We start from the raw sequence: 21,921 nt of genomic DNA, 5'->3' as shown, positions 1-21,921 counted from the left end.
AATGTAGAACATTCATTTCGTCAGTACTTTTGCAAAACAAACTAAACTGATAGGAATGAAAAAATCTTTACAATTTCTTTTTGCAATCGGGCTTTTATTAAGCTCCATGGTCATGAGTGCTCAAGTAACAACCTCGAGTATCAATGGTCGAATTCTCGAAGCAGAGAATGAACCTCTTCTAGGAGCTACTGTAGTAGCAGTACACACTCCTACAAATACGAAGTATGGAACATCTACAGACATAGATGGATACTATCGTATTAACAACATGCGTGTAGGTGGACCTTACACTGTTACTATATCTTACGTAGGTAAGAATGAAATCGTTTTAAGTGATATTTATTTACAATTAGGTGAATCTGAACGTATTGAAGCAACACTTGAGGCAGATACTAATGCGCTAGACGCTATAGTTATAGAAGCAGTTAGAGATGGGATTTTTGATTCAGGAAAAACAGGACCTGAGACTAACATTTCTACTCGTGAAATTGAAACACTACCTACTGTAACTCGTAATATCGCAGATTTACTAAGAAAAACTCCACAAGCTCAAGTTAATGAAGGTGGCGGAATTAGCTTAGGTGGTCAGAACAATCGTTATAACTCATTCTATATTGATGGAGCTGTTAGTAATGACGTTTTTGGTTTAGCAGCTTCAGGAACAAATGGTGGACAAATAGGAGTTAATCCTATTTCACTTGACGCTATTGAATCGTTCTCTGTTAATCTTGCACCTTTTGATGTACGTCAGTCAGGTTTTGCTGGTGGAGCAATTAACGCTATTACTCGTTCTGGTACTAACAAATGGGCAGGATCTGCTTATAGTTACTATAGAAGTGAAGACCTTGCTGGTAAAACTCCAGGAGGTTTTGAAGCTGATGATAGAGAAAAACTTGATGAGTTCACGGCATCACGTATAGGGATGAGAATAGGTGGACCTATTATCAAGGATAAATTATTTTTCTTCTTGAATTATGAAAGACAAGATGAAGAGACTCCACGTTTCTTTGACGCGAGTGCTTACAATGGTGACTCTTCACTAGCTGACATACAAACCCTTCGTGATAATTTGACAAACGTTTTTGGTTACAATCCTGGTGATTTTGAAGATGGTACACAGTCACTTACTTCAAACACATTTACAGCACGTCTGGATTACAACTTGAACGCAAAAAACACTTTTACATTAAAGCATAATTATGTAAGTGGAGAATCCAACTCACCAGGTTTAAGTAATGCAAATAGCATCAACTTTGCAAATGCAGGAATTCTATTCAAATCTGAAACTAACAGCACAACCTTTGAATGGAGAACAACAAATGGATCTAACCTTTCTAACAATTTAGTAATAGGTTACTCTACTGTAAATGATGATAGAGATCCTATAGGAAATAATTTCTCTAGAGTACAAATAAATGATGGTAATGGAAGAATCACTTTTGGATCTGAAGCATTTTCTACAGGAAACATTCTAGACCAGAAGTTATTCAATGTAACTAACAACTTTGAAATTCAGTCTGGTGCTCACAACTTCACTATCGGTGGTAGTTTTGAACACTTTGATGTAAGAAACGTATTTGTAAGACAAAATTTTGGTCAATATCAATTCTTAAGTCTTGATGATTTCAATACTTATTTTGATAATGACGCAACAAATGATGTCGCTGCAGATGCTTATGACTACAGCTACTCTCTTTTAGATCCAGCTGGAACTACAGGAGATGATATTGAAGCTGCTGCGGCTGCATTTAGATATTCTATGTTAGGATTCTATTTACAAGACGCTTGGAACGTAACAGACAACTTACGTTTAACTTATGGTTTGCGTGTTGACACTCCATTCTTTGAAGAAGGAACAGTAAATGAAGATTTCAACACTCGTACAGTAGCAATACTCGAGGCTGCAGGTCAAGATTTACAAGGAGCTAGAGTAGGAACTCCTATTAAAAGTCAACTGCACCTAGCTCCTAGATTAGGATTCAACTGGGATGTTAAAGGTGATAACTCTACACAAATACGTGGTGGAATAGGTGTATTTACATCAAGAATTCCTCTAGTATGGCCTGGTGGAGCTTATAATAATAACGGTATCTCTGTAGGTTCTGTAGATGAAAGAGACTTTGACTTAGATGAAGTATTCTTTAATTCAGATCCTAACAACCAACCTATCGGTAACGGTGCTGCTCCAGGTAGTGGTCAGCTAGGTGGTCAGATTGATCTTTTTGCTCCAGACTTTAAATTGCCACAGCGTTTAAAAACTAACATAGGTATAGATCAAAAAACTAAAATTTGGGGATTGATCGCATCTGCAGATTTCCTTTATAATGAAGTTTTAACTGACGTTACTTACCAGAACCTTAATACCGTAGGTCCACAAGGAAACTTGAATGGTGCTGATGATCGTTTATACTGGAACCGTAACAGATTAGATAACACTTATAACAATATCTATCTAGGTACTAATACTAATGCTGGTTATTCTTACAACGCAACATTTACATTAACTAAGCCAGTTACAAATGGTTTTGGTGGTCAGGTAGCTTATACTTATGGTGATGGTCAGAGCGTTTTTGAAGGAACATCTTCTCAAAACAGTAGTCAGTGGAGAAACGTACTTACAGTAAACGGTAAGAATACTGCACAAGTTCAAAACTCTCAATTTGCAACAGGACATCAAATTATAGCAAACGCTACTTATAGAAAAGACTGGAATGAAAACATCGCAACTACTTTTGGTGTTTTCTACACAGGACAGAATGGTGGTAGAGTTTCTTATATATACAATGAAGGAAGCGATTTATTAGGTGATGATTCACGTGATAACGCATTAATCTATGTTCCTAGAAACGCAAGCGAAATCAACCTTGTAGATAACGATGGTATCTCTGCAGCAGACCAATGGATTGCTCTTGATAGATTCATTGAAAATGATGATTACCTAAGTAGTCGTCGTGGTAAGTATGCTGAAGCTAATGCGAGTCGTGCATCATGGAATCACAGTATCGATCTTAAATTCTTACAAGACTTTTCTATCTATACTGGTGCAAATAAAGAAAATAAGAACACTTTACAGATTTCTTTAGATGTATTCAACTTTGCTAACCTATTAAACAAAGATTGGGGACAAAGAACATTTGTACCTAACTTTGGTGAAGTAGGATTAATTACTACTGAAAGTGGTGGGCCAGATCCTGAATTCAGTTTCAACCCTAATTTCACAAACGATGATATCGAAGTGATTGATGATGGTGGAACTCGTTCTTCAAGATGGCAAATGCAAGTAGGTTTAAGATATATCTTTAACTAAGAGTTATTTAAAACATACATTTTATAAACAAACCCTACTCTAGCGAGTAGGGTTTGTTGTTTATGGTTATTTTTGAATTTAAATACAACATTATGGACATTATTAAATACGCACACTCAGGTTGGGCATACATCGTTTTAATCGTATTAGGTTTAGCGACTATAAATTCTCTTATCGGTTATTTCACTAAGAAGGAATTTGGGAATCGTGACTTCAGTCTTGCATTAGGTGGACTTATCGTTACACATATTCAATTATTGATAGGACTGGTTTTATACTTCACGTCACCATGGTTTGATGCATGGTCTGGCGGCATGAAAGAAGTCATGGGAAATTCTGAAGCTCGTCTCATGCTTGTAGAACATCCTTTAACCATGATTATCGCAATCACATTTTTGACCATCGGTTATTCTAAGCATAAAAAGAAGATCGTAAGCAATGGTAAATTTAAAATGCTTGCCACTTTCTATTCTATCGCATTTATTCTTGTTCTTACGAGAATCCCATGGAGTCAGTGGTTCTAGGGATTGTTTGAATCACGCTTTCGCGAAAGCGTATCAACAACAACCTCAACAACTCATTACATCAATAGCGTTTCAACACATTCCTATGAAGTATATTATTCAAATATTTACAGCTTTAATTTTCTTATTTCAAGGAATAGCTCAAGCTCAGGAATGGACGTTGCGCACTCCTATTAAGAACATATCTGATCTTAAAGAAATAGACGTCACACCAGATGGGACCATCTATATCTATGATTCTAGCAACTTGCTCAATCACATGTACATCAGTGAGGATAATGGTGCAACCTACAGAAGACAAGGTAATGCCGCTGCAAAAGATATGCAGATGATTGACGATGATAAAGGGTTTTTAATTTCTACCAATAGACTTACTAAAACCACTGATAAATGGCGCACTACCACCAACTTTACCTTAAATGCCTATTTCTTTGAAAATGTATTTTTTATAGATGAGAATGTTGGTTTTGTATCTGGAGAAGATGGTAAAATTCATAAAACCATTGATGGAGGAACGACATGGACAACTCTAACATCTGGAACTACCAGAGATATTTATGATGTATTTTTTATAGACAATAACATAGGGTTTGCCTGTGGTGCAAGTCTTACTTTTCTTAAAACTATAGATGGTGGAACAACTTGGCAACCGGTAACTTTACCTAGCGCAAATCAATATGCACTTAATAAAGTCTTTTTTAAAGACAGTTTAAACGGTATAGTCATAGGTGTAGGCGGTCTTATCTTCAACACCATTGATGGTGGAACAACATGGAATCTTGCAACTACTAATACTATTAAACAATTGCAAGACGTAGTTTATATCAATAATCAGTATATGGTCGTAGGAAATGATGGAACGCTACTGACCTCAGCAGATTTAGGTGTCACCTGGAATGGTCAAATTATTGACAATAAAGATTTATTTAGCATCGCAGCATCCAGCAATACTATTTACATAGGATCTGAGAATGAAGTTTTTCAATCCTTCAACAATGGAGCGACATGGAGTACACATCTAGAAGATGTTACTATGAGCAGTCTAGATGACGCCGCTTTTTCAGATAGTAATACTGGATTAATGGTAGGAAAAGGACAGAATGGTAGTGGCGTTTTTAGAGACGTTATGTATCGTACTGATGATGGTGGAGTCAATTGGGAACGCAAAACAGTCACTGGTGGTTATTATGCCGTTGATATGAAACCTGATGGTCGTGCGCTAACCACTCAATTCAATATAGGAACCGTAAGTTATTCTAGTGATTATGGAGATACTTGGACTAATATTCCTGGACCTACTATTACTCAACAATTCATTGCCAAAGCTATATGGCTCAAGTCGCGTGATGACTTTTTTGTAGGTGGTGGAAATTTCTTTGCCAGCGATGGACTCTATCGTTACCAAACAGGAACTGGCTGGACTCATAATGCTGCTGTAAATAACGTAGAGTATATTAAATTCCTCAATGATAATGTAGGAGTACTGACTAATAGTAGCAATCAAGCTTATAAAACTATAGATGGTGGCTCTACATGGACTTCTATCGCTTATACAGGCGGTAATAATGATCAAGGAACTATTGAGTTTATAGATGCAAATACATTCTATATAGGTCAACAAGTAACTACTGATGGTGGTATCACTTTTCAATATTATAATTTCCCAGGTTACCTATGGGATTATCGCTTCTTCTCAGCAACATTTGCTATAGGAGTAAGTAGTAACGGTTGGGTTTATAAAACTGAAGATGGCGGAACGACCTGGACCGTTGTAAATAATGTACCAGGCCCAAGCAATATGCCTACTAATTTTTACATCACTCAAGATCATGTGTATTCGTTTGGAACAAGAACAGATATTTACACGCTAGAGATAGGCGCACTACTCAGCAATAACGATACAGAGCTTTATAACGATATTAAAATATATCCTAACCCAACAGCAGATTTTATCAACATCAAGACTTTAAACCTATCAATAAGCGCAACAGAATTATATGACTTAAATGGTAGAAAAGTGTTATCTCAAAAAGTGGATGACTCTGATACGGTTGATTTGAGTTCGCTCACTACTGGAATCTACTTCATGCACATACTTGATGAAAACCGAGTAGTTTCCATTCATAAAATTATAAAAGAATAATTTCTAAGCAGTTTCTACAACAGGAATAATTGCGTTTAATATTTCAAATGCTCTATCCACCGTTTTGACTTTATCAACGGTCAGCATTAATCGCAATCCACTTCTGGTTTGCTTTTCTTTCATACGCAGTATTTTAGGTTGTTGCTGTACCGCTTGTAATACTTTTGAAAAACCGTCACTTTGGTAAAACTCACTTTGCTGGTCTGAGATAAAATATCCTATAAGCTTATCCTGTTTCATGATAACTTTTTCAAGTCCCATTCTTGCAGCAACCCATTTGAGTTTAATGCTGGTAAGTAAATCTTCTGCTTGGTCAGGTAGTTCACCAAAACGATCAACGAGATCTTTTCTGTAAACGGCAAGTTCTTCTTCATTGTTAACCTCGTTAAGCTTAGAATATAGAGCTAGACGTTCTGTTATAGAGTTGATATAATCGTCTGGATAGAGTAATTCAAACTCTGTATCGATGGTGACATCACTTACATGGACTTTCTCAGTAAGATCTTCATCATACAAGTCTTTGAACTCGTTTTCTTTTAATTCTGTGATGGCTTCATTCAGGATTTTTTGATAGGTATCAAATCCTATTTCGTTCATGAATCCACTTTGTTCACCGCCTAAAATATCTCCTGCACCACGTATTTCAAGATCTTTCATAGCAATGTTAAAACCACTTCCTAATTCTGAGAATGTTTCTATGGCTTGAATACGTTTGCGAGCATCGTCAGTCATCATATCGTATGGTGGTGTGATGAAATAACAAAATGCTTTCTTATTACTACGTCCTACTCGACCACGCATTTGATGCAAGTCTGAGAGTCCAAAGTTATTGGCATTATTAATAAAAATGGTATTGGCATTAGGTACATCAAGTCCACTTTCAATAATAGTAGTAGCAACTAGAACATCAAATTCACCATTCATAAAGGCCAGCATTAACTCTTCTAGTTTTTTACCATCCATTTGCCCATGCCCTATTCCTATTTTTGCATCAGGAACTGAGCGCTGTATCATACCAGCGACTTCAGTGATATTATCGATACGATTGTGGACAAAGAATACCTGTCCACCACGAGATATTTCATAACTCACCGCATCACGTATGGTCTCTTCAGAAAAGCGTACCACTCGAGATTCAATCGGGTGACGATTAGGTGGTGCTGTCTTAATCACACTTAAATCACGTGCAGCCATTAACGAGAACTGCAACGTTCTAGGAATAGGTGTTGCTGTTAAAGTCAGTGTGTCTATATTTTCTTTAATCGTTTTAAGCTTGTCTTTTACACCTACACCAAATTTTTGTTCCTCATCAATAATCAGCAAACCTAAATCCTTAAACTGAATTGATTTACTGACGAGTTGATGCGTTCCTATCACTATATCTACCTGTCCATTTGCAAGTCCTTCTAGAACTCCTTTGCGTTCTTTGGCGGTTCTGAATCTATTCAAGTAGTCGACTGTAACTGGTAAGTTTCCTAAACGTTCTTTAAAAGTTTTGGCATGTTGAAATGCGAGGATAGTAGTAGGAACTAAAACGGCAACTTGTTTACCGTTAACTGCTGCTTTAAATGCTGCACGTATCGCAATTTCAGTCTTACCAAAACCTACATCTCCACAAACTAATCGATCCATAGGTCGATCGCTTTCCATGTCTTCTTTAACATCGGCAGTTGCGGTGGACTGGTCTGGTGTGTCTTCATAGATAAAACTTGCTTCTAGCTCGTTTTGAAGATAACCATCTGGTGCAAACTGGAATCCTTTTTTGGCACGTCGTTTTGCGTACAACTGTATCAAATCAAAGGCGATTTGCTTCACCTTCGTCTTTGTTTTGGCCTTAAGTTTTTTCCAAGCTGGACTACCTAGTTTATAGACTTTAGGTGTTTTTCCATCTTTGCTGGAATACTTTGTAATTTTATGTAGCGAGTGAATGGAAACGTATAAAATATCGCGCTCGCCATAAACCAATTTAATAGCTTCTTGCTGCGTTCCGTTCACATCGATTTTTTGCAAACCACCAAATTTTCCTATTCCATGATCGATATGCGTCACATAATCACCTATTTCGAGTGTGTTGAGTTCGCGTAGTGTAATCGCCTGCTTTTTTGCATAGCCATTCTTCAATTTGAACTTGTGATAACGATCAAAAATTTGATGATCTGTATAACAAGCTATGCGCAAATCGTGATCGATAAAACCTTTATTTAAGGTCATGACTACGGTTTCATACTCCACGTCAGCACCCATGTCGTCAAAGATGTCTTTAAAACGTTTAGCCTGTTGCGCCGTTCCACAAAATAGATATGATGTATAACCGTTTGCTTCGTTCTCTTTTAAATTCTCTACCAGTAAATCAAATTGCTTGTTAAATGCTGGTTGTGGCACTGTCGTATACTTGATATTACCCGACTGAGTGGTTAACTCGATCAAGTTGTAGCCGGCTATTTGCTTTTTAATAAGTGCAGCATCACAAAATATCTCAGCTGGTACAAGCTGTCTGATTTCGCCTTGCAATTCACTGTATGCTTGTTCCGCTTTCGCGAAAAGCGAATCTAAATTACTGTACAGCAACTCTACATTCTCAGCAAAAATGACGGTCTTGCTCGATAGATATTTCAAAAAACTCTCTCTATTCTCTTCAAGTTTCTTATTCTCCACATTAGGAATAATGGAGATTTTTTTTACTTGGTCTTTAGATAGTTGCGTTTCTACATCAAAAACACGAATCGTATCAATCTCATTTCCAAAAAACTCTATACGATAGGGTTCATCATGCGAAAAAGAAAAGACATCCAGTATTCCTCCACGCACAGAGAACTCGCCTGGTTCTGTAACAAAATCTACACGTTTGAATTCGTACTCAAACAGAACTTCGTTTGCAAAATCAATAGAAATCTGGTCGCCTACTGCAATCTTGAGTGTGTTTTTTTCAAGTTCTTTGCGAGTTACTACTTTTTCAAATAGCGCTCCTGGATAAGTAACTATCACCGCTGGTTTCTTGCGTGAATTGATGCGATTGAGCACCTCAGCACGTAATAAGACATTTGCGTTATCTGTTTTTTCTATTTGATAAGGTCTTCTATAACTTCCTGGATAAAAAAGCACTCGATCTTCACCCAGCATTTTTTCAAAGTCGTTGAGAATGTATGCTGCTTGCTCTTTATCATTTGCAATGACTAGAAAAGGTTTATCTAAATCATCAAAAATGGCACTTGCGGTAATCGTAAATGCACTGCCTTGCAGTCCACTTACATGAGTATAACCTTGGGATTGAGACACGACTTCTCGCAAACTTTGCGTTTGAGAAGCTTGTGCATACTGCTTAATAATCGTGTTAAAACTCATAATGAAAGTGTAAATATAAGCCTAGAATACAGCTCACTCAAGAATATTGAGAATACTTTAATACTCCGTAACAATTGCTGTGCTTACCTTTAGTGTATGGAGAAATTTGATGTATTTGTTTTTGGAACTGGAACTGCGGGAAAACTAGTCGCTAGCAAATGTGCAGCTGCTGGATAAAAAGTAGGGATTATAGATAATCGAGAATATGGTGGTGTGTGCTCGCAACGTGGCTGTGATCCTAAAAAGCTCTTACTTGCCTCTAGTGAAGCCTTTCAAAAAGCAAAAGACATTAAAGGCGATGGAATCGCTGGTGATGTCTCTATCAACTGGCGTGATGCATACAATTATGCGCGTCGTTACACAGCAAATATTCCGTCTAACACAGAAAAGGATTTAAAATCAAAAGGAATAAAATGCTTTCATGGAGAAGCAAAGTTTATTAATCCCAATACTGTCATTCTTGATGACGAAGAGATTCAAGCAGATAACTTTGTTATCGCAACTGGTATGCAACCTTTAACACTAGGCATTCCTGGTGAGGAATATGCGCAGACTTCGGGAGAATTTTATGAATTAAAAGATGCTCCAGAGAAAGTAGTTTTTATAGGTGGTGGATATATAGGAATGGAATTTAGTCACCTACTTCATAGAGCTGGTTCTAAGGTTACGGTTATAGAAAAAGGTGATCAAATTTTGAATCCTTTTGAATCCTTCACAGCAAATTTGCTAGAAAAAGAATCCTCGCAAATGGGAATTAACATTATTAAAAATGCTCAAGTTTCAAGTATTGAAAAAGTAGATGATCGATTCATAGTTTATTATGCCATTGATAATAACATTCACCAAATCACCACAGATTGTGTTTTCAACACCGCAGGAAGAGTTCCTTCCATAAAAACACTTCATCTAGAAAAAGCAAATGTTGTGACAGACAAAGGTGGCGTGGTCGTAAATGAGTATTTGCAAAGCACCACACAAACTCATATTTATGCTTGTGGAGATGTTTCAAGTAAAAGTTTACCACTCACTCCATTAAGCGGTATAGAAGCAAACGTAGTAGGAAATAATCTGACTGGTAAAAAACAAAAACTAGAAATTACAGCAATACCTAGTTCCGTTTATACAATTCCTCAATGCGCTGGTATAGGAATGACTGAACAGCAAGCAAAAGATTCTAATAAAAAATATCATATTAAGGAAGAAGACTCTAGGGGCTGGTTCAACAACAGACGAATCAACGCATCTTTATATGGTTATAAATTGATTATAGAAAAAGAAAGTGACGCCATTCTAGGAGCACACATAGTAGGTCCAGAAGCCGCTGAGCAAATTAATATGTTTGCAATCGCTATGAAGGCCGGAATGACTTTTAAAGAATTGAAAAAAGTGATTTTTAATTACCCTACTTGGGGAAATGATTTGAAAAGCTTCTAAGATTAAGACTTTGATGCTCGCCATTCGAAATACTTCTTAAAAGGATTAGTATCCGTATTTCTAGATCCATGGATTGCAATTATTACAAAAAGAACAATCCCAAGACCTAGTGCGAGATAAGCTATTTGGTTTGTGGCTAGCTTACTTAATCCATCCATAGGAGTCCTGAATCTCATAAAAATAGCAATCAGTGCCCAAACTCCTACTGCGGCAAATTCTCGCATGTTGCGATAAATCACCATTAATAGATTGACCAGAAACGCTACGGAAATCATTGCCATGGTAGCATAAACTTGCGTCTCTATTGCAATATCATAAGTGCCATTTAAATAAGCCGCTATGTTTGCAATAGTCGCCACACTTATCCATCCTGAGTATAAACACAACGGCCACCAGACAAAAGCAATGATAGGAAAAGGCGCATCCCATATTTCCATATCAAGCTTTTTTACACACATTAATAAGCTCACAAGTATTCCCAGCATACAAATGACCGATATACCTATCATCTCATCCAACCAAAAAGCAACCCAAGCTGAGCAACATATGTTTGCAACAAGGAACCAAGGCGCTGTAGTTTTCACAAAGTCAACTTTGTAATCATTGGACTTTACCGACTCAGCCTTCCTGAAAGCAGTATAAACACCATAAATCCCAAAAACCAACAGCATTAAAAATATCAAACCCCAAATAGAGAACGCATAACTCGCTGGCGTAAATAAATTATCATACTCAGCACTTAGTTCACCTACCGATTTACCATTATAATTTCCAGTATTTGCATACCAATTCCATGCGATGAGGAAAATAATACTGATGAGATTGAGAACTGAGTAAATTTTTTTCATGTTTTAAAGATAGTAGAGCTCCTCAAAATCTATTGCTAATAGTTTGATAAATTCCTATTGTAACTCTATAACCTCATTCTCAACAATCGCAAAAACTCGATTTCCTTTCTTTGGCTTTAAAGTATAAGTTCCTGTAAAATCTCCAAAGGCCGCTAGAATCAAACCAAATTCATTATTGAAAAAACAAGATAACTTCACACGTTGTCTTCCTACACCTTTCATTTTAATCGATGGATGAACGTGACCTGCAATGTTAAACTTACCTTCTATTTCCTGTGGATGATGCGTTAAAATCAAATCTCCCATACTGAGTTGCTCATAAGTTTTTACTCCTAATCGCTCAAAGGAATCTCTACCTATCACATCATGATTTCCCATAATTAAAGCAATCTCAATAGATTGAGAACGCACCCATTGTTCAAAGAAATGCCACTCTGCATTTACATAAGAATGAAATAAATCACCTAGAAACCAAAGTCGAGATGGCTTGAATAAAGCGATTACTTCATTAAGTTTATCATATTCCATATCGTCTGCACTAGCAGGAACAGCCATTCCGTTTTTACGAAAGTGTGCACTTTTTCCTAAATGGACATCGGCGAGGAGAATGGTGTCCTGTTCTACCCAATAAGCCGCTCCACTAGGATGAAGTTGAAAGGTTTGTTGAGCAAGTTGGACAGTTAAAATCACAAGAAATTAAAATTGGTATCGTGCTCCTACGATAAGATTTCTACCAGCAGCACTCACACCAGACGAGTAGGTTCTATAACGCTGGTCCGTCATATTTTCTAATGTAACATTAAGTGAGAATACCTCATTAAAATTAAATCGAGACCTTAAATTAAGTGTGTACCAGGATGGTGAGTATGGATTTCCATTTGAATCCAGCGCATACAAATAAGGACGTGTTTGCTGCGTGGGATTCAAATCGTTATAGTCCAGCTGACCGTTAAATTGAGCAAAAAGACCTAGTTTCAAATCTTTTTTGTCATAGTTCAAATGAATATCACCAAAAGCTGGAGCCACATGTCGCACTGGTATTTTATTACCGTCTATTTCAGTTTGTTCACCTTTTGTAATATTATAATGACCTTTTAAGGTGAATTCATCATTAATTCTATAATTCAAGGCTAGCTCAAGCCCATAGACATTTGCTTTTTCTCCGTTTTGAATCGCCTGAACTCTACTCTGTTCACCTTGATAATCGATAAACTCTTGTCCGTTCAACTCATAATCTTGAGCAACTAGCGCGTCTTTTAAATAGGTGTAATAAACAGCTGCGTCTATGGTAAACTTCTCGTGAAATGTTTTTTTAAATCCTAGCTCTGCGTTATAGGAATACTCAGCTTCTAGGTCTGGATTAGGAACTATCACTGTTCCAGGACTCGGGTCAAAAATCTTTCCTAGATCATCAATATTAGGCGCACGGAATGCTGTACTAAAATTAGATCTCAATTCCCATTTATTCTCGGTCACATAAGTCGCTCCTATTCCGCCAGTGAGCGCTCCGGTATTTACTGTCGCCTCTTCAAAGGGAAAATTAAAGAACGTATTATTTGGGCCAAAATCTGCATCGATCCATATATGATTATACCTCAAACCACTGTTGACAACCATTTGTGAGGAAACCTTCCATTGATAATTTGCATATGCCGCTAGTGATCTCCATGAGGATCCATCAGGATAACGAGTGGCCGTTGCGGTAAAAGTATTTGTATCTATGTCCTGAACTGATCCTGCAGAATTCACACGATTATGAATAAATTCACCACCGTAGAATAAGGCATTGGACTCGCGATCTCTTCTTTCAAAGTCGAGTGAAGTTGAAATAGCATCTACCTGATCAATATGTTCAAAACGCTCAGGATCTTGAAAATCTCGAGTGACTCTACTTTCTTCAAAACGCTGGTATGCTGTTGTTAAAACAGCTTTATCATACCATTTTCCATTACCGCGATGTGTGATATTAAAATTAGTCATTAACCAGGTCTGTGGACCATAGAACCACTCTGCGTTTGTGGGTTCTCCGCTTTCGCGAAAGCGATCTAAAGCATCATATCGAGAAAAATCACTTGTTCCAGAGTAAATAAGTCCTAAACCAAATTCAAAATCCTGAGTAGGTTTATACCTAAATTTTTGTAATAAATTAAGCTGATCGTAGCCCGTAGGACGCTGTATTAAAGGATTATCATTATCAACTAAAACATCCTGACCATCACGACGGATCACATAACTTTCCCTTAAATAATCATCTGGCCCATGAGATCCCATGCGCAAATCATTAAAAAAATTAATACTTATACTCGTAGCCGAAGCCCAATTTTTACCACCAATATTAAAATCAAGATGGCCTGTATTTTCATTATTGGCACTTGCATATCGCAATAAACCATTCCCTGTAATTTGTACAGAGTCTTGATGAAACTGAGGCTTGAGCGTGAAAAAATTCATCACTCCACCTATAGCATCACTCCCATAGACCACACTACCTGGACCTAGAATTACTTCACTGCGCTCTACACTTAAAGGATCGATAGAGATGACATTCTGTAAATTCCCACTACGGAAAATTGCAGTATTCATGCGCACTCCATCCACGGTAAGTAATAATCTATTTGTAGAAAAACCTCTTATAATAGGGCTGCCGCCACCTTGTTGTGATTTTTGCACAAATACTTGACCCGATTGCTGGAGTAAGTCAGCACTCGTTTGAGGATTATTAAACGCTATTTGTTCTTTATCAACTGCAAATATCTTTTGAGGTATATCATGTGCTCGTTGCTCAAACTTAGAAGCTGATAAAATGATAGGATTAAAGTAGTTAGACTGCTGGATCAATCTTATAAATTTATCTCGTGATATCTTAGATTTTTCAATTTTATAAGTTGCGTAAGAAATACTTTGAAAATAAATGACTTCTTGATTATCAAATTTTTCTATATCAACTTGCCCTTCAAGATCTGTAATTGCAGATTTAGACTTGGATTTATTATAAACGGCTACGTTAACGAGTGGTTCATTAGTTTCTGAATCTACAACTGTAACTACCTGAGCAACAACCGTAATGCAGAATAAGAATGGAAGTAAAAATAATAGCTTTCTCACTAGTCGAATAGCTGTTTTAAAATCGTTAATGATGTGGGTTTTTTAAAGACGTGCAAATGTATCTGAAAATAGTCAATCACCAAATTTAATAGGCTATTGCGATCTTCTCGATTCATTTTAACTTCGTTAATCTCTACAAAATTCGTGCCTAGAAAGAGCTTGATTAAGTTACTTTCTTCAATCGTTGCGTGGTGCGGTAACATTCCGTTATTATCAAATGTTCCGTCCATTAAATTAAAATATGGCAAGTCCATGGATTCTCTATCTGGTTGAAATCCCATGTGTACTGACAAGTCAAGTAGGGTTTTTATGGAAAAGTTTGCAACAGCATCTGTTTGATCAAGGAACTGAAAAATACTCGATAAATAATCATACAAATCTCCATCAGGCTGCTGCTCTGTTAATAGTTGAGTGAGTACTTCTGAGAAAAATAACACCACGCTACTTTTGATAATGTCTGTATGAATGGAATCATAAGCTGGCGTTACTCGTGCTTCTTTGATATACTCTAGCGCACCTTTACCTTTATGCTGGGTTTCAATTTCGAGTTGTGTAAGTGGTTGAAAATAGGATATTCTTAATTTCCCTTTTCTGGATTTGCGCACTCCTTTAAGCATATAAGATTGTGTGCCTAATTCCCGAGTATATAAGCGAGCGATTAAATCTGCTTCACCATATTTAATTGTCGATAGTACAATTGCTGGTGTGCGAGTGAGCATTTATCTGATGACCATTATTTTAGAAACCGTAGTTTCTATATTATCGTCTGTAGAAATGAAAAGCATGTAAACACCGCTGGCTACTTTATTACCAGCAAAGCTGCGCGTGTCCCAAAGAATACTTCCTCCTTGAGATACTTTTTCAAAAACTAGATTACCTTCTATGTCTGTAATTTTAACTCTTGCGCGATTAGTTAAACCATCAATAGTTACATTTCCTTCAAAACCTGGTCGCACCGGATTAGGAAAAGCAAATACATTTTCAAGATCATCTTGTGGCTTGCTTGCTCGATCTCCTTTAAAGGCAACTAATCCATTCTTAGTAGCAAAATATACTAATCCTGAGGCTTCGTCTATAGCAATATCACGCACTTCATTATCTGGAAGTGGTGAATTATCTTTAGTAAATTGAAAAATTGTTTCTCTACCGCTAGGATTGAAAAGAAAAACACCAGAGCTACCAGTGGCCACCCATTTATTATTATTCCCATCTACTTCTATATCAAGCACAGCCTCGTCTGCAAGTAGTTCTCTAGGAATATCATTTATATCTTCTATGATTACAGCTCTAGCGTCTGAGATGTTATCTGAGAATAAACTATTAGCACTGGATAGAATTCGTAATCCTAAATTAGACCCGATCCATAACTGACCACGCTGATCTATTCTAAGACTACTCACATAGTTATTTACTAAATTACCTTCTTGAAGACCTTCTGTCAATCTTGAAAAGAGATTCATTGCTGGATCATAACCTACTAATCCACCATCTGTGGAACCAAAAATAATCTTGTCATTTGAAGTGATTTCCATTTTAGTCACACTGGATCCATTAGTTACTTCATCATATACTGCTCCTACATCATAAGCTGTCCACTGACCTGAAGGAGTTCTTTTATGAAGAGCTAGTTCAACTTGTGGTTGAATGACCCATAAGTTTCCTTGAGAATCGTACTGTCCATCTGGTATTCTTACTGTAAGATTAAAAGGTGGTTCTATACCTTCAAGCGTGCTGTTATTTATATTATAATTCACTCCAGCTACACCATCAATAAAATTCAATAATCCGTCATTCATAGAGTGTATGACTAGATCATTTGGATTATCTGGGTTTATGGTTACATTAGGGATACTACGTAGTGCACCTACTTCGGCACTTGAATAATTGATCCAGCCTTCTTCAACTAGATGACTAATTCCTCTTAAAGAATTATCTGGTGAGTAAAAAACATTGTGAGCACCATAAGTCACCCATAACTCGTTAGGTAAGGTCTGTACTGAAAATACTGAATTAAATGCAGGACCGTCGGCTATTATGAATTCATAGTCCATAGGATTTGATAAATTAACTCTTATCATACCAGCGGTTTCAGTTCCTATATAAAGTTCATCATCTATTAAAATCGCAGATGTATAATTAAAACTTTCTCCATTGATATCATCAACTCTAAAAATCTCAGTAAATGTGGTGTCATAAATTAACACAAAGTCTCTAGTTGCATATGTAATTCTATCTAAAGAGACATGAGCGTCTCGAGCTCTAGAAGGAAGTTGCGATCCTATTCCACCAAAAGAACCCGTAAAATTAGGCGCTGCCACAAATCTACCTGCAGTCACTGCATAAATAGTATTGTTAAAAGCTGTCATCTCTTCCCAAACGTCGGCATTAATTTGAGTCCAATTCATGAAATCCAATAAGAATGGATTTGAGATGGATGCTCTTCTTATTCCGCCACCATTTGTTGCGGCATAGATAAATCCTCCAGAAATGTCAATGGAATTAATAATTAACTGTGCTCCGTTATCACCTATAAAATATGTATCATCAAACTCGAGCAATTCGAGGTTGTATATCGCAATTCCAAAATCTGTCGCTAGATATAATAAATCACCGCTTTCTAGAAACTCGTTCACACTTTTATCTGCTGGTGATATGGTTTGCTTATCTCTTATGGCAACTACGTTTATAACGTCCCCATTTTCAGGAACTATTTGTAACAGTCCATTTTCATAAGCTATTACGAGTAAATTCTTTGCCTCACTATAATGTATTTGAGAAATGGTTTCTCCACTCAATCCATTTACCGTTGTAATAGTTTCAAAGGTTTCTAAAACGGTATCATATACAAAAATAGAATTATCACTCGCCGCATAGACTAGATTACCAGATTGCTCCATATCCACGATATTGGAGTACGAGAAAAAGGCTTCCCAATTATCTGAGAAATCTTGCGCTACACACCATTGTGATAGAAAAAATAATACAAGTAATAATCGCTTCATAGAAAGCAAACGTCTTTTAAGTATGAATATGATACAAGCCTAGCAAAAATAACCTTTAAAAGTGAGTCATAAAAAAACCTCCGAATACAAATTCAGAGGTTTTTGATATTTAGAATTCCGCTTTCGCGAAAGCGTAATTATACAATTCCTTGTGCCAGCATAGCGTCTGCCACTTTCACAAATCCTGCAATGTTTGCTCCTTTTACGTAGTCTACAAAACCATCGCTGTCTTTTCCATACTCTACACAAGCCTCGTGAATATCATTCATGATGCTGTGAAGTTTGTTATCAACTTCCTCTGCAGTCCAGCTGTAACGCATAGAGTTTTGAGACATTTCAAGACCAGATGTTGCTACACCACCAGCGTTAGACGCTTTTCCTGGAGAGAATAAAATCTTTTTATCTAGGAAATGCTCGATAGCCTCTGGTGTACATGGCATGTTTGCTCCTTCACCTACGCACATACAACCGTTTGAAACGAGAGTTTTTGCCTCATCACCATTCAGCTCATTTTGAGTTGCACATGGTAACGCAATGTCACATTTCACAGACCATGGACGATCTCCTTCATGATATGTAGCGCTTGAATATTCATCTACGTACTCAGAGATACGACCACGTTTGTTATTTTTAAGATCCATAATAAACGCAAGTTTATCTGCGTCTATTCCATCTTTATCGTGAATATAACCTCCAGAATCTGACATGGTAACAACTTTACCACCTAATTGAAGAATCTTCTCTGCAGCATATTGAGCTACGTTTCCAGATCCTGATATGACAACAGTTTTACCTTTTATATCTTCACCTTTAGTCTTCAACATGTTTTGTGCAAAATACACATTACCGTAACCTGTAGCCTCTGGACGTATTAATGAACCTCCATAAGAACGTCCTTTACCAGTAAGAATTCCAGTAAATTCATTTCTTAATTTTTTATAATATCCAAAAAGATATCCTATCTCACGTCCACCTACACCTATATCTCCAGCAGGAACATCAGTATCTGCTCCTATTACACGTTGAAGCTCTACCATAAATGATTGACAAAAACGCATTACTTCACGATCAGATTTTCCCTTAGGATTAAAATCTGATCCACCTTTTCCACCACCCATAGGTAATGTGGTCAAACTGTTTTTAAATACTTGTTCAAAAGCCAGAAACTTAAGAATACTCAAGTTAACAGATGGGTGAAATCTCAATCCACCTTTATATGGTCCTATTGCGCTATTCATTTGAATACGGTAACCACGATTTACATGAACCTCACCACTGTCATCAGTCCACGGCACACGGAACATGGTAACACGTTCTGGCTCTGCCATGCGTTCTAGTAACTTATCGCTAGCGTATTGTTGATTTTTCTCGATAAAAGGAATTACAGCTTCTGCCACTTCACTAACTGCCTGGATAAATTCTGGCTCGTTAGGATTTTTACTTTTTATCAAATCGATAAAACTCTGAATGTTTTTTTCCATTATTAGTAATAATTGCGTTTAAGAAAACGTTTTCGTTGATACTGCAAATATATATTAATGTAGATAAGTGCTATTGATTTTGACATTTATTTAAGTAGTGATACGATAGCTTTTTGTGATTACGCTTTCGCGAAAGCGAGATGAACTTAAACTTCTTGTCCTAAAGTATTTAATGGTAGTCTATGTATCATTAACAATTTGTTATATTTGTCGCTTTACTAATGATAGAACCATGATGAATACCCTACGCTACATTGGATTTTTTATTGCCTTTTTATGTACGGCTCAAGCAGCACAAGCACAGCTAGGATTCTCTCATGAGATAGGTCTTATAGGTGGTCCGGTTGCTTTTCAATCTGATTATGGTGAGCGCTATGACTGGGATACTAACAAAGGAAACGTGGGAATGGGATTAGGACTCGTTCATTACATCAACTTTGCTTATCGAGCAGATTGTAATTGTTATACTCAAGAAACGTACTGGAATGATCACTTTAAAATAAGAAATCAGCTAGCTTATCATGTGACGACTTTAAATCACTTAAGTGAGCTTGCAGACAGACCTAGTCTTGCGGGATTACAGTTAAGATCCATGGAAGGTAAAGCCAAAGTATTTGAAATAGGAACGCATTTAGAATGGTTTCCATGGAGCATAAGAGAATTTCAAGATGGTCTTACTAATTTTGCGCCTTATTTTGGGATCGGTGCTCATTACGTGAACTACAGACCTGAGGCAACTTCAACATTAGGACCTTTAAATAATCCAGTTACAACTTATCCAACTTTTATAGATCGTATAGATACTTCACAAGGAAGTACTTTTTCTCTTGTAGGTGATGTAGGTTTTAGATATAAAGTAAGTCAACTAAGCGATATTCTTGTATCCAGTACATGGCATTATTACGATAGTAACTTTGTAGATGGGTTAAGTCCTAACAATGTAAACAACCGCTCATTTGATTTTATATGGTGGTTTAATGTAGGATACATTTACTATTTATAATCTCATTTTAATATAGAAAAAAAGCAGCCTTAAGGCTGCTTTTTTTAGTTTATAATAATTCCAATTATTCAAGTGCTTGTGCAAGGTCTGCTATCAAGTCATCAATATCTTCTATTCCTACACTTAATCGTATTAATGAATCTACAACTCCTGTTTTCTCACGATCTTTTTTAGGAATACTTGCGTGTGTCATGCTTGCTGGATGGCCGGCTAGTGACTCCACACCACCTAAAGATTCTGCTAGAGTGAATATTTTAACTCGAGAAACAACGTTTATGGCACTTTCTAATGTTCCTTCCTTAGTAGTAAATGAAACCATACCGCCATAATCGCTCATTTGTTTTTTTGCGATTTGATGATTAGGATGATCTTCAAATCCTGGCCAGTACACTTTATCTACGTTAGAGTTTGATTTTAGAAAGTGTGCAACGGCTCTTCCGTTTTCGCAATGTCTTTGAACTCTTAGATGAAGTGTTTTTATTCCTCTTAAAACAAGAAAACAATCTTGTGGTCCTGGAACTGCTCCACTTGCATTCTGTATAAAATATAATTTTTGAGCTAGGGATTTATCGTTTACTACTAGTGATCCCATTACTACATCACTATGACCACCTAAGTATTTTGTGGCGCTGTGCATAATAATATCTGCCCCTAAATCTAGAGGAGTTTGTAAATATGGCGTTGCAAATGTGTTATCTACTGCTAGCAGCAGATTGTGTTTTTGAGTAATAGCCGCCGCTGCTTTTATGTCTATGATGTTCATCATAGGATTAGTAGGCGTTTCTACCCAAACAAGCTTGGTGTTTTCATTTATGAACTTTTCAATATTTGCAACATTTTCCATTCCCACAAAATGAAACTTGATTCCAAAATCTTCATAGATTCTCGTAAATATCCTATAAGAACCACCATAAAGATCACTGGTAGAAATCACCTCATCACCAGGTTTTAATAATTTCAATACAGCATCTATAGCCGCAAGACCTGAACTAAATGCGAGTCCATAATCACCATTTTCTATACTGGCAATAGATCTTTCTAGTGCCGCTCTCGTAGGGTTTCCACTTCTAGAATATTCAAAACCTTTATGTTCTCCAGGACTAGACTGCCCATAAGTAGTTGTTTGATATATAGGTGGCATTACTGAGTTGTATGCTGGATCTATATTATGCTGACCGCCATGAATGGTTTTAGTATTAAATTTCATTTTATCATCTCTCATATCAGGAAAATATTATTGTAATGAATTGATATTTAAAACGGTTTAGAGCGCTTTTTTCAATGCTAAGCAATATCCTAGATGAATTCCTTCATGAATATTATTGAGATTGATAGCTTCATCTATGTCTCTTAAAACATATCCTGTACTGGTCGTGTATTCTTTAAAATTTACAAATAATCCAGCGTTGTAATCTTCAATAGTTTTATGTAACAGAGGTAAAAGCATTTCCTTATAAACTTGAATTTTTGCAGCGTCCACAAATTCCTCTGGTGTTGTACCATTGCGATATAGTAAAGATAATTCTTTAGGAACGCCTTGATCTAATCCCGAAAGCGCATAAAGCAAGGCTTGCTGACTCACCATCACATGGATGGTATTCCAAAGTATATTATTACTGAATCCTTCAGAAATCTTGTTTAATTCTTCAGCACTCAACTGGTCTAAAAAATCGAAGAAATATTGCCTAGTGCGTAAATTATGTTCAAATCTAATATCCATTTTTAAAAAGCT

General features: G+C 36.7%; 14 protein-coding genes. 5 read left to right on the top strand and 9 right to left on the bottom strand.

Translation table 11 applies throughout. The features are described 5' to 3' along the window. Positions 1 to 55 precede the first annotated feature (55 nt). From ACSHWW_RS01465 to ACSHWW_RS01455, 3 genes are all read left to right on the top strand, one after another. A complete protein-coding gene (locus ACSHWW_RS01465) occupies positions 56 to 3,307 on the top strand; it encodes a TonB-dependent receptor (protein WP_435680624.1) in 3,252 nt (1,083 codons plus the stop codon). 89 nt (positions 3,308 to 3,396) lie between these two features. Continuing rightward, entirely contained in the window at positions 3,397 to 3,831 is a 435-nt protein-coding gene (locus tag ACSHWW_RS01460) for a hypothetical protein (protein ID WP_435680839.1), read from the top strand. Next, complete coding sequence (locus tag ACSHWW_RS01455; RefSeq protein WP_435680623.1) at positions 3,746 to 5,974, top strand: YCF48-related protein; 2,229 nt, start codon at positions 3,746 to 3,748, stop codon at positions 5,972 to 5,974. The genes ACSHWW_RS01460 and ACSHWW_RS01455 overlap by 86 nt, the downstream gene beginning before the upstream one ends. Before the next feature lie 3 nt (positions 5,975 to 5,977). Here ACSHWW_RS01455 and mfd read toward each other — a convergent pair whose 3' ends face one another. Next, a complete protein-coding gene (mfd, locus tag ACSHWW_RS01450) occupies positions 5,978 to 9,316 on the bottom strand; it encodes a transcription-repair coupling factor (protein ID WP_435680622.1) in 3,339 nt (1,112 codons plus the stop codon). Positions 9,317 to 9,502: 186 nt separating this feature from the next. Between mfd and ACSHWW_RS01445 the strand changes: the two genes are divergently transcribed. Continuing rightward, the gene (locus ACSHWW_RS01445; RefSeq protein ID WP_435680838.1) at positions 9,503 to 10,750 is read left to right on the top strand and encodes a dihydrolipoyl dehydrogenase family protein; all 1,248 of its coding nucleotides are present in this window, start codon (positions 9,503 to 9,505) and stop codon (positions 10,748 to 10,750) included. A gap of 2 nt (positions 10,751 to 10,752) precedes the next feature. Here the strand turns inward: ACSHWW_RS01445 and ACSHWW_RS01440 are convergent, their stop codons facing one another. The 6 genes from ACSHWW_RS01440 to gdhA form a co-directional block, all read right to left on the bottom strand. Then, the gene (locus ACSHWW_RS01440; RefSeq protein ID WP_435680621.1) at positions 10,753 to 11,598 is read right to left on the bottom strand and encodes a hypothetical protein; all 846 of its coding nucleotides are present in this window, start codon (positions 11,596 to 11,598) and stop codon (positions 10,753 to 10,755) included. A gap of 54 nt (positions 11,599 to 11,652) precedes the next feature. Beyond that, positions 11,653 to 12,288 carry a ligase-associated DNA damage response endonuclease PdeM gene (gene pdeM / locus ACSHWW_RS01435; RefSeq protein WP_435680620.1) on the bottom strand — a complete coding sequence of 212 codons (636 nt, stop codon included), beginning with the start codon at positions 12,286 to 12,288 and terminating at the stop codon, positions 11,653 to 11,655. A 6-nt stretch (positions 12,289 to 12,294) separates the two neighbouring features. Next, positions 12,295 to 14,703: a TonB-dependent receptor gene (locus ACSHWW_RS01430; RefSeq protein ID WP_435680619.1), complete on the bottom strand. Its 2,409-nt coding sequence runs from the start codon at positions 14,701 to 14,703 to the stop codon at positions 12,295 to 12,297. Continuing rightward, positions 14,703 to 15,422 (bottom strand): DNA repair protein RecO, encoded by a 720-nt coding sequence (gene recO / locus ACSHWW_RS01425; RefSeq protein WP_435680618.1) that lies wholly within the window; start codon positions 15,420 to 15,422, stop codon positions 14,703 to 14,705. The genes ACSHWW_RS01430 and recO overlap by 1 nt, the downstream gene beginning before the upstream one ends. Continuing rightward, on the bottom strand, positions 15,423 to 17,705 hold the full coding sequence (locus ACSHWW_RS01420) for a two-component regulator propeller domain-containing protein (protein WP_435680617.1): 2,283 nt from the start codon (positions 17,703 to 17,705) through the stop codon (positions 15,423 to 15,425). A gap of 137 nt (positions 17,706 to 17,842) precedes the next feature. After that, positions 17,843 to 19,186 carry an NADP-specific glutamate dehydrogenase gene (gdhA, locus tag ACSHWW_RS01415; protein WP_435680616.1) on the bottom strand — a complete coding sequence of 448 codons (1,344 nt, stop codon included), beginning with the start codon at positions 19,184 to 19,186 and terminating at the stop codon, positions 17,843 to 17,845. Positions 19,187 to 19,418: 232 nt separating this feature from the next. On the opposite strand from gdhA, the gene ACSHWW_RS01410 reads away from it, so the two are divergent. Next, a complete protein-coding gene (locus ACSHWW_RS01410) occupies positions 19,419 to 20,189 on the top strand; it encodes a THC0290_0291 family protein (protein ID WP_435680615.1) in 771 nt (256 codons plus the stop codon). Positions 20,190 to 20,253: 64 nt separating this feature from the next. On the opposite strand, the gene ACSHWW_RS01405 is transcribed toward ACSHWW_RS01410, so the two are convergent. Then, the gene (locus ACSHWW_RS01405; RefSeq protein WP_435680837.1) at positions 20,254 to 21,396 is read right to left on the bottom strand and encodes a trans-sulfuration enzyme family protein; all 1,143 of its coding nucleotides are present in this window, start codon (positions 21,394 to 21,396) and stop codon (positions 20,254 to 20,256) included. A 57-nt stretch (positions 21,397 to 21,453) separates the two neighbouring features. Continuing rightward, on the bottom strand, positions 21,454 to 21,909 hold the full coding sequence (locus ACSHWW_RS01400; RefSeq protein WP_435680614.1) for a DinB family protein: 456 nt from the start codon (positions 21,907 to 21,909) through the stop codon (positions 21,454 to 21,456). Positions 21,910 to 21,921 lie beyond the last annotated feature (12 nt).

Origin of the sequence: Nonlabens sp. (assembly GCF_051251825.1) — a bacterium.
Lineage (GTDB): Bacteria > Bacteroidota > Bacteroidia > Flavobacteriales > Flavobacteriaceae > Nonlabens.
This window is presented reverse-complemented; position numbering and strand designations above follow the sequence as displayed.

Coding starts and splice junctions, on each gene's coding strand:
- ACSHWW_RS01465 (WP_435680624.1), top strand. CDS start 56: ATGAAAAAATCTTTACAATTTCTTTTTGCAATCGGGCTTTTATTAAGC.
- ACSHWW_RS01455 (WP_435680623.1), top strand. CDS start 3,746: ATGGTAAATTTAAAATGCTTGCCACTTTCTATTCTATCGCATTTATTC.
- mfd (WP_435680622.1), bottom strand. CDS start 9,316: ATGAGTTTTAACACGATTATTAAGCAGTATGCACAAGCTTCTCAAACG.
- ACSHWW_RS01440 (WP_435680621.1), bottom strand. CDS start 11,598: ATGAAAAAAATTTACTCAGTTCTCAATCTCATCAGTATTATTTTCCTC.
- recO (WP_435680618.1), bottom strand. CDS start 15,422: ATGCTCACTCGCACACCAGCAATTGTACTATCGACAATTAAATATGGT.
- ACSHWW_RS01420 (WP_435680617.1), bottom strand. CDS start 17,705: ATGAAGCGATTATTACTTGTATTATTTTTTCTATCACAATGGTGTGTA.
- gdhA (WP_435680616.1), bottom strand. CDS start 19,186: ATGGAAAAAAACATTCAGAGTTTTATCGATTTGATAAAAAGTAAAAAT.
- ACSHWW_RS01410 (WP_435680615.1), top strand. CDS start 19,419: ATGATGAATACCCTACGCTACATTGGATTTTTTATTGCCTTTTTATGT.
- ACSHWW_RS01405 (WP_435680837.1), bottom strand. CDS start 21,396: ATGAAATTTAATACTAAAACCATTCATGGCGGTCAGCATAATATAGAT.
- ACSHWW_RS01400 (WP_435680614.1), bottom strand. CDS start 21,909: ATGGATATTAGATTTGAACATAATTTACGCACTAGGCAATATTTCTTC.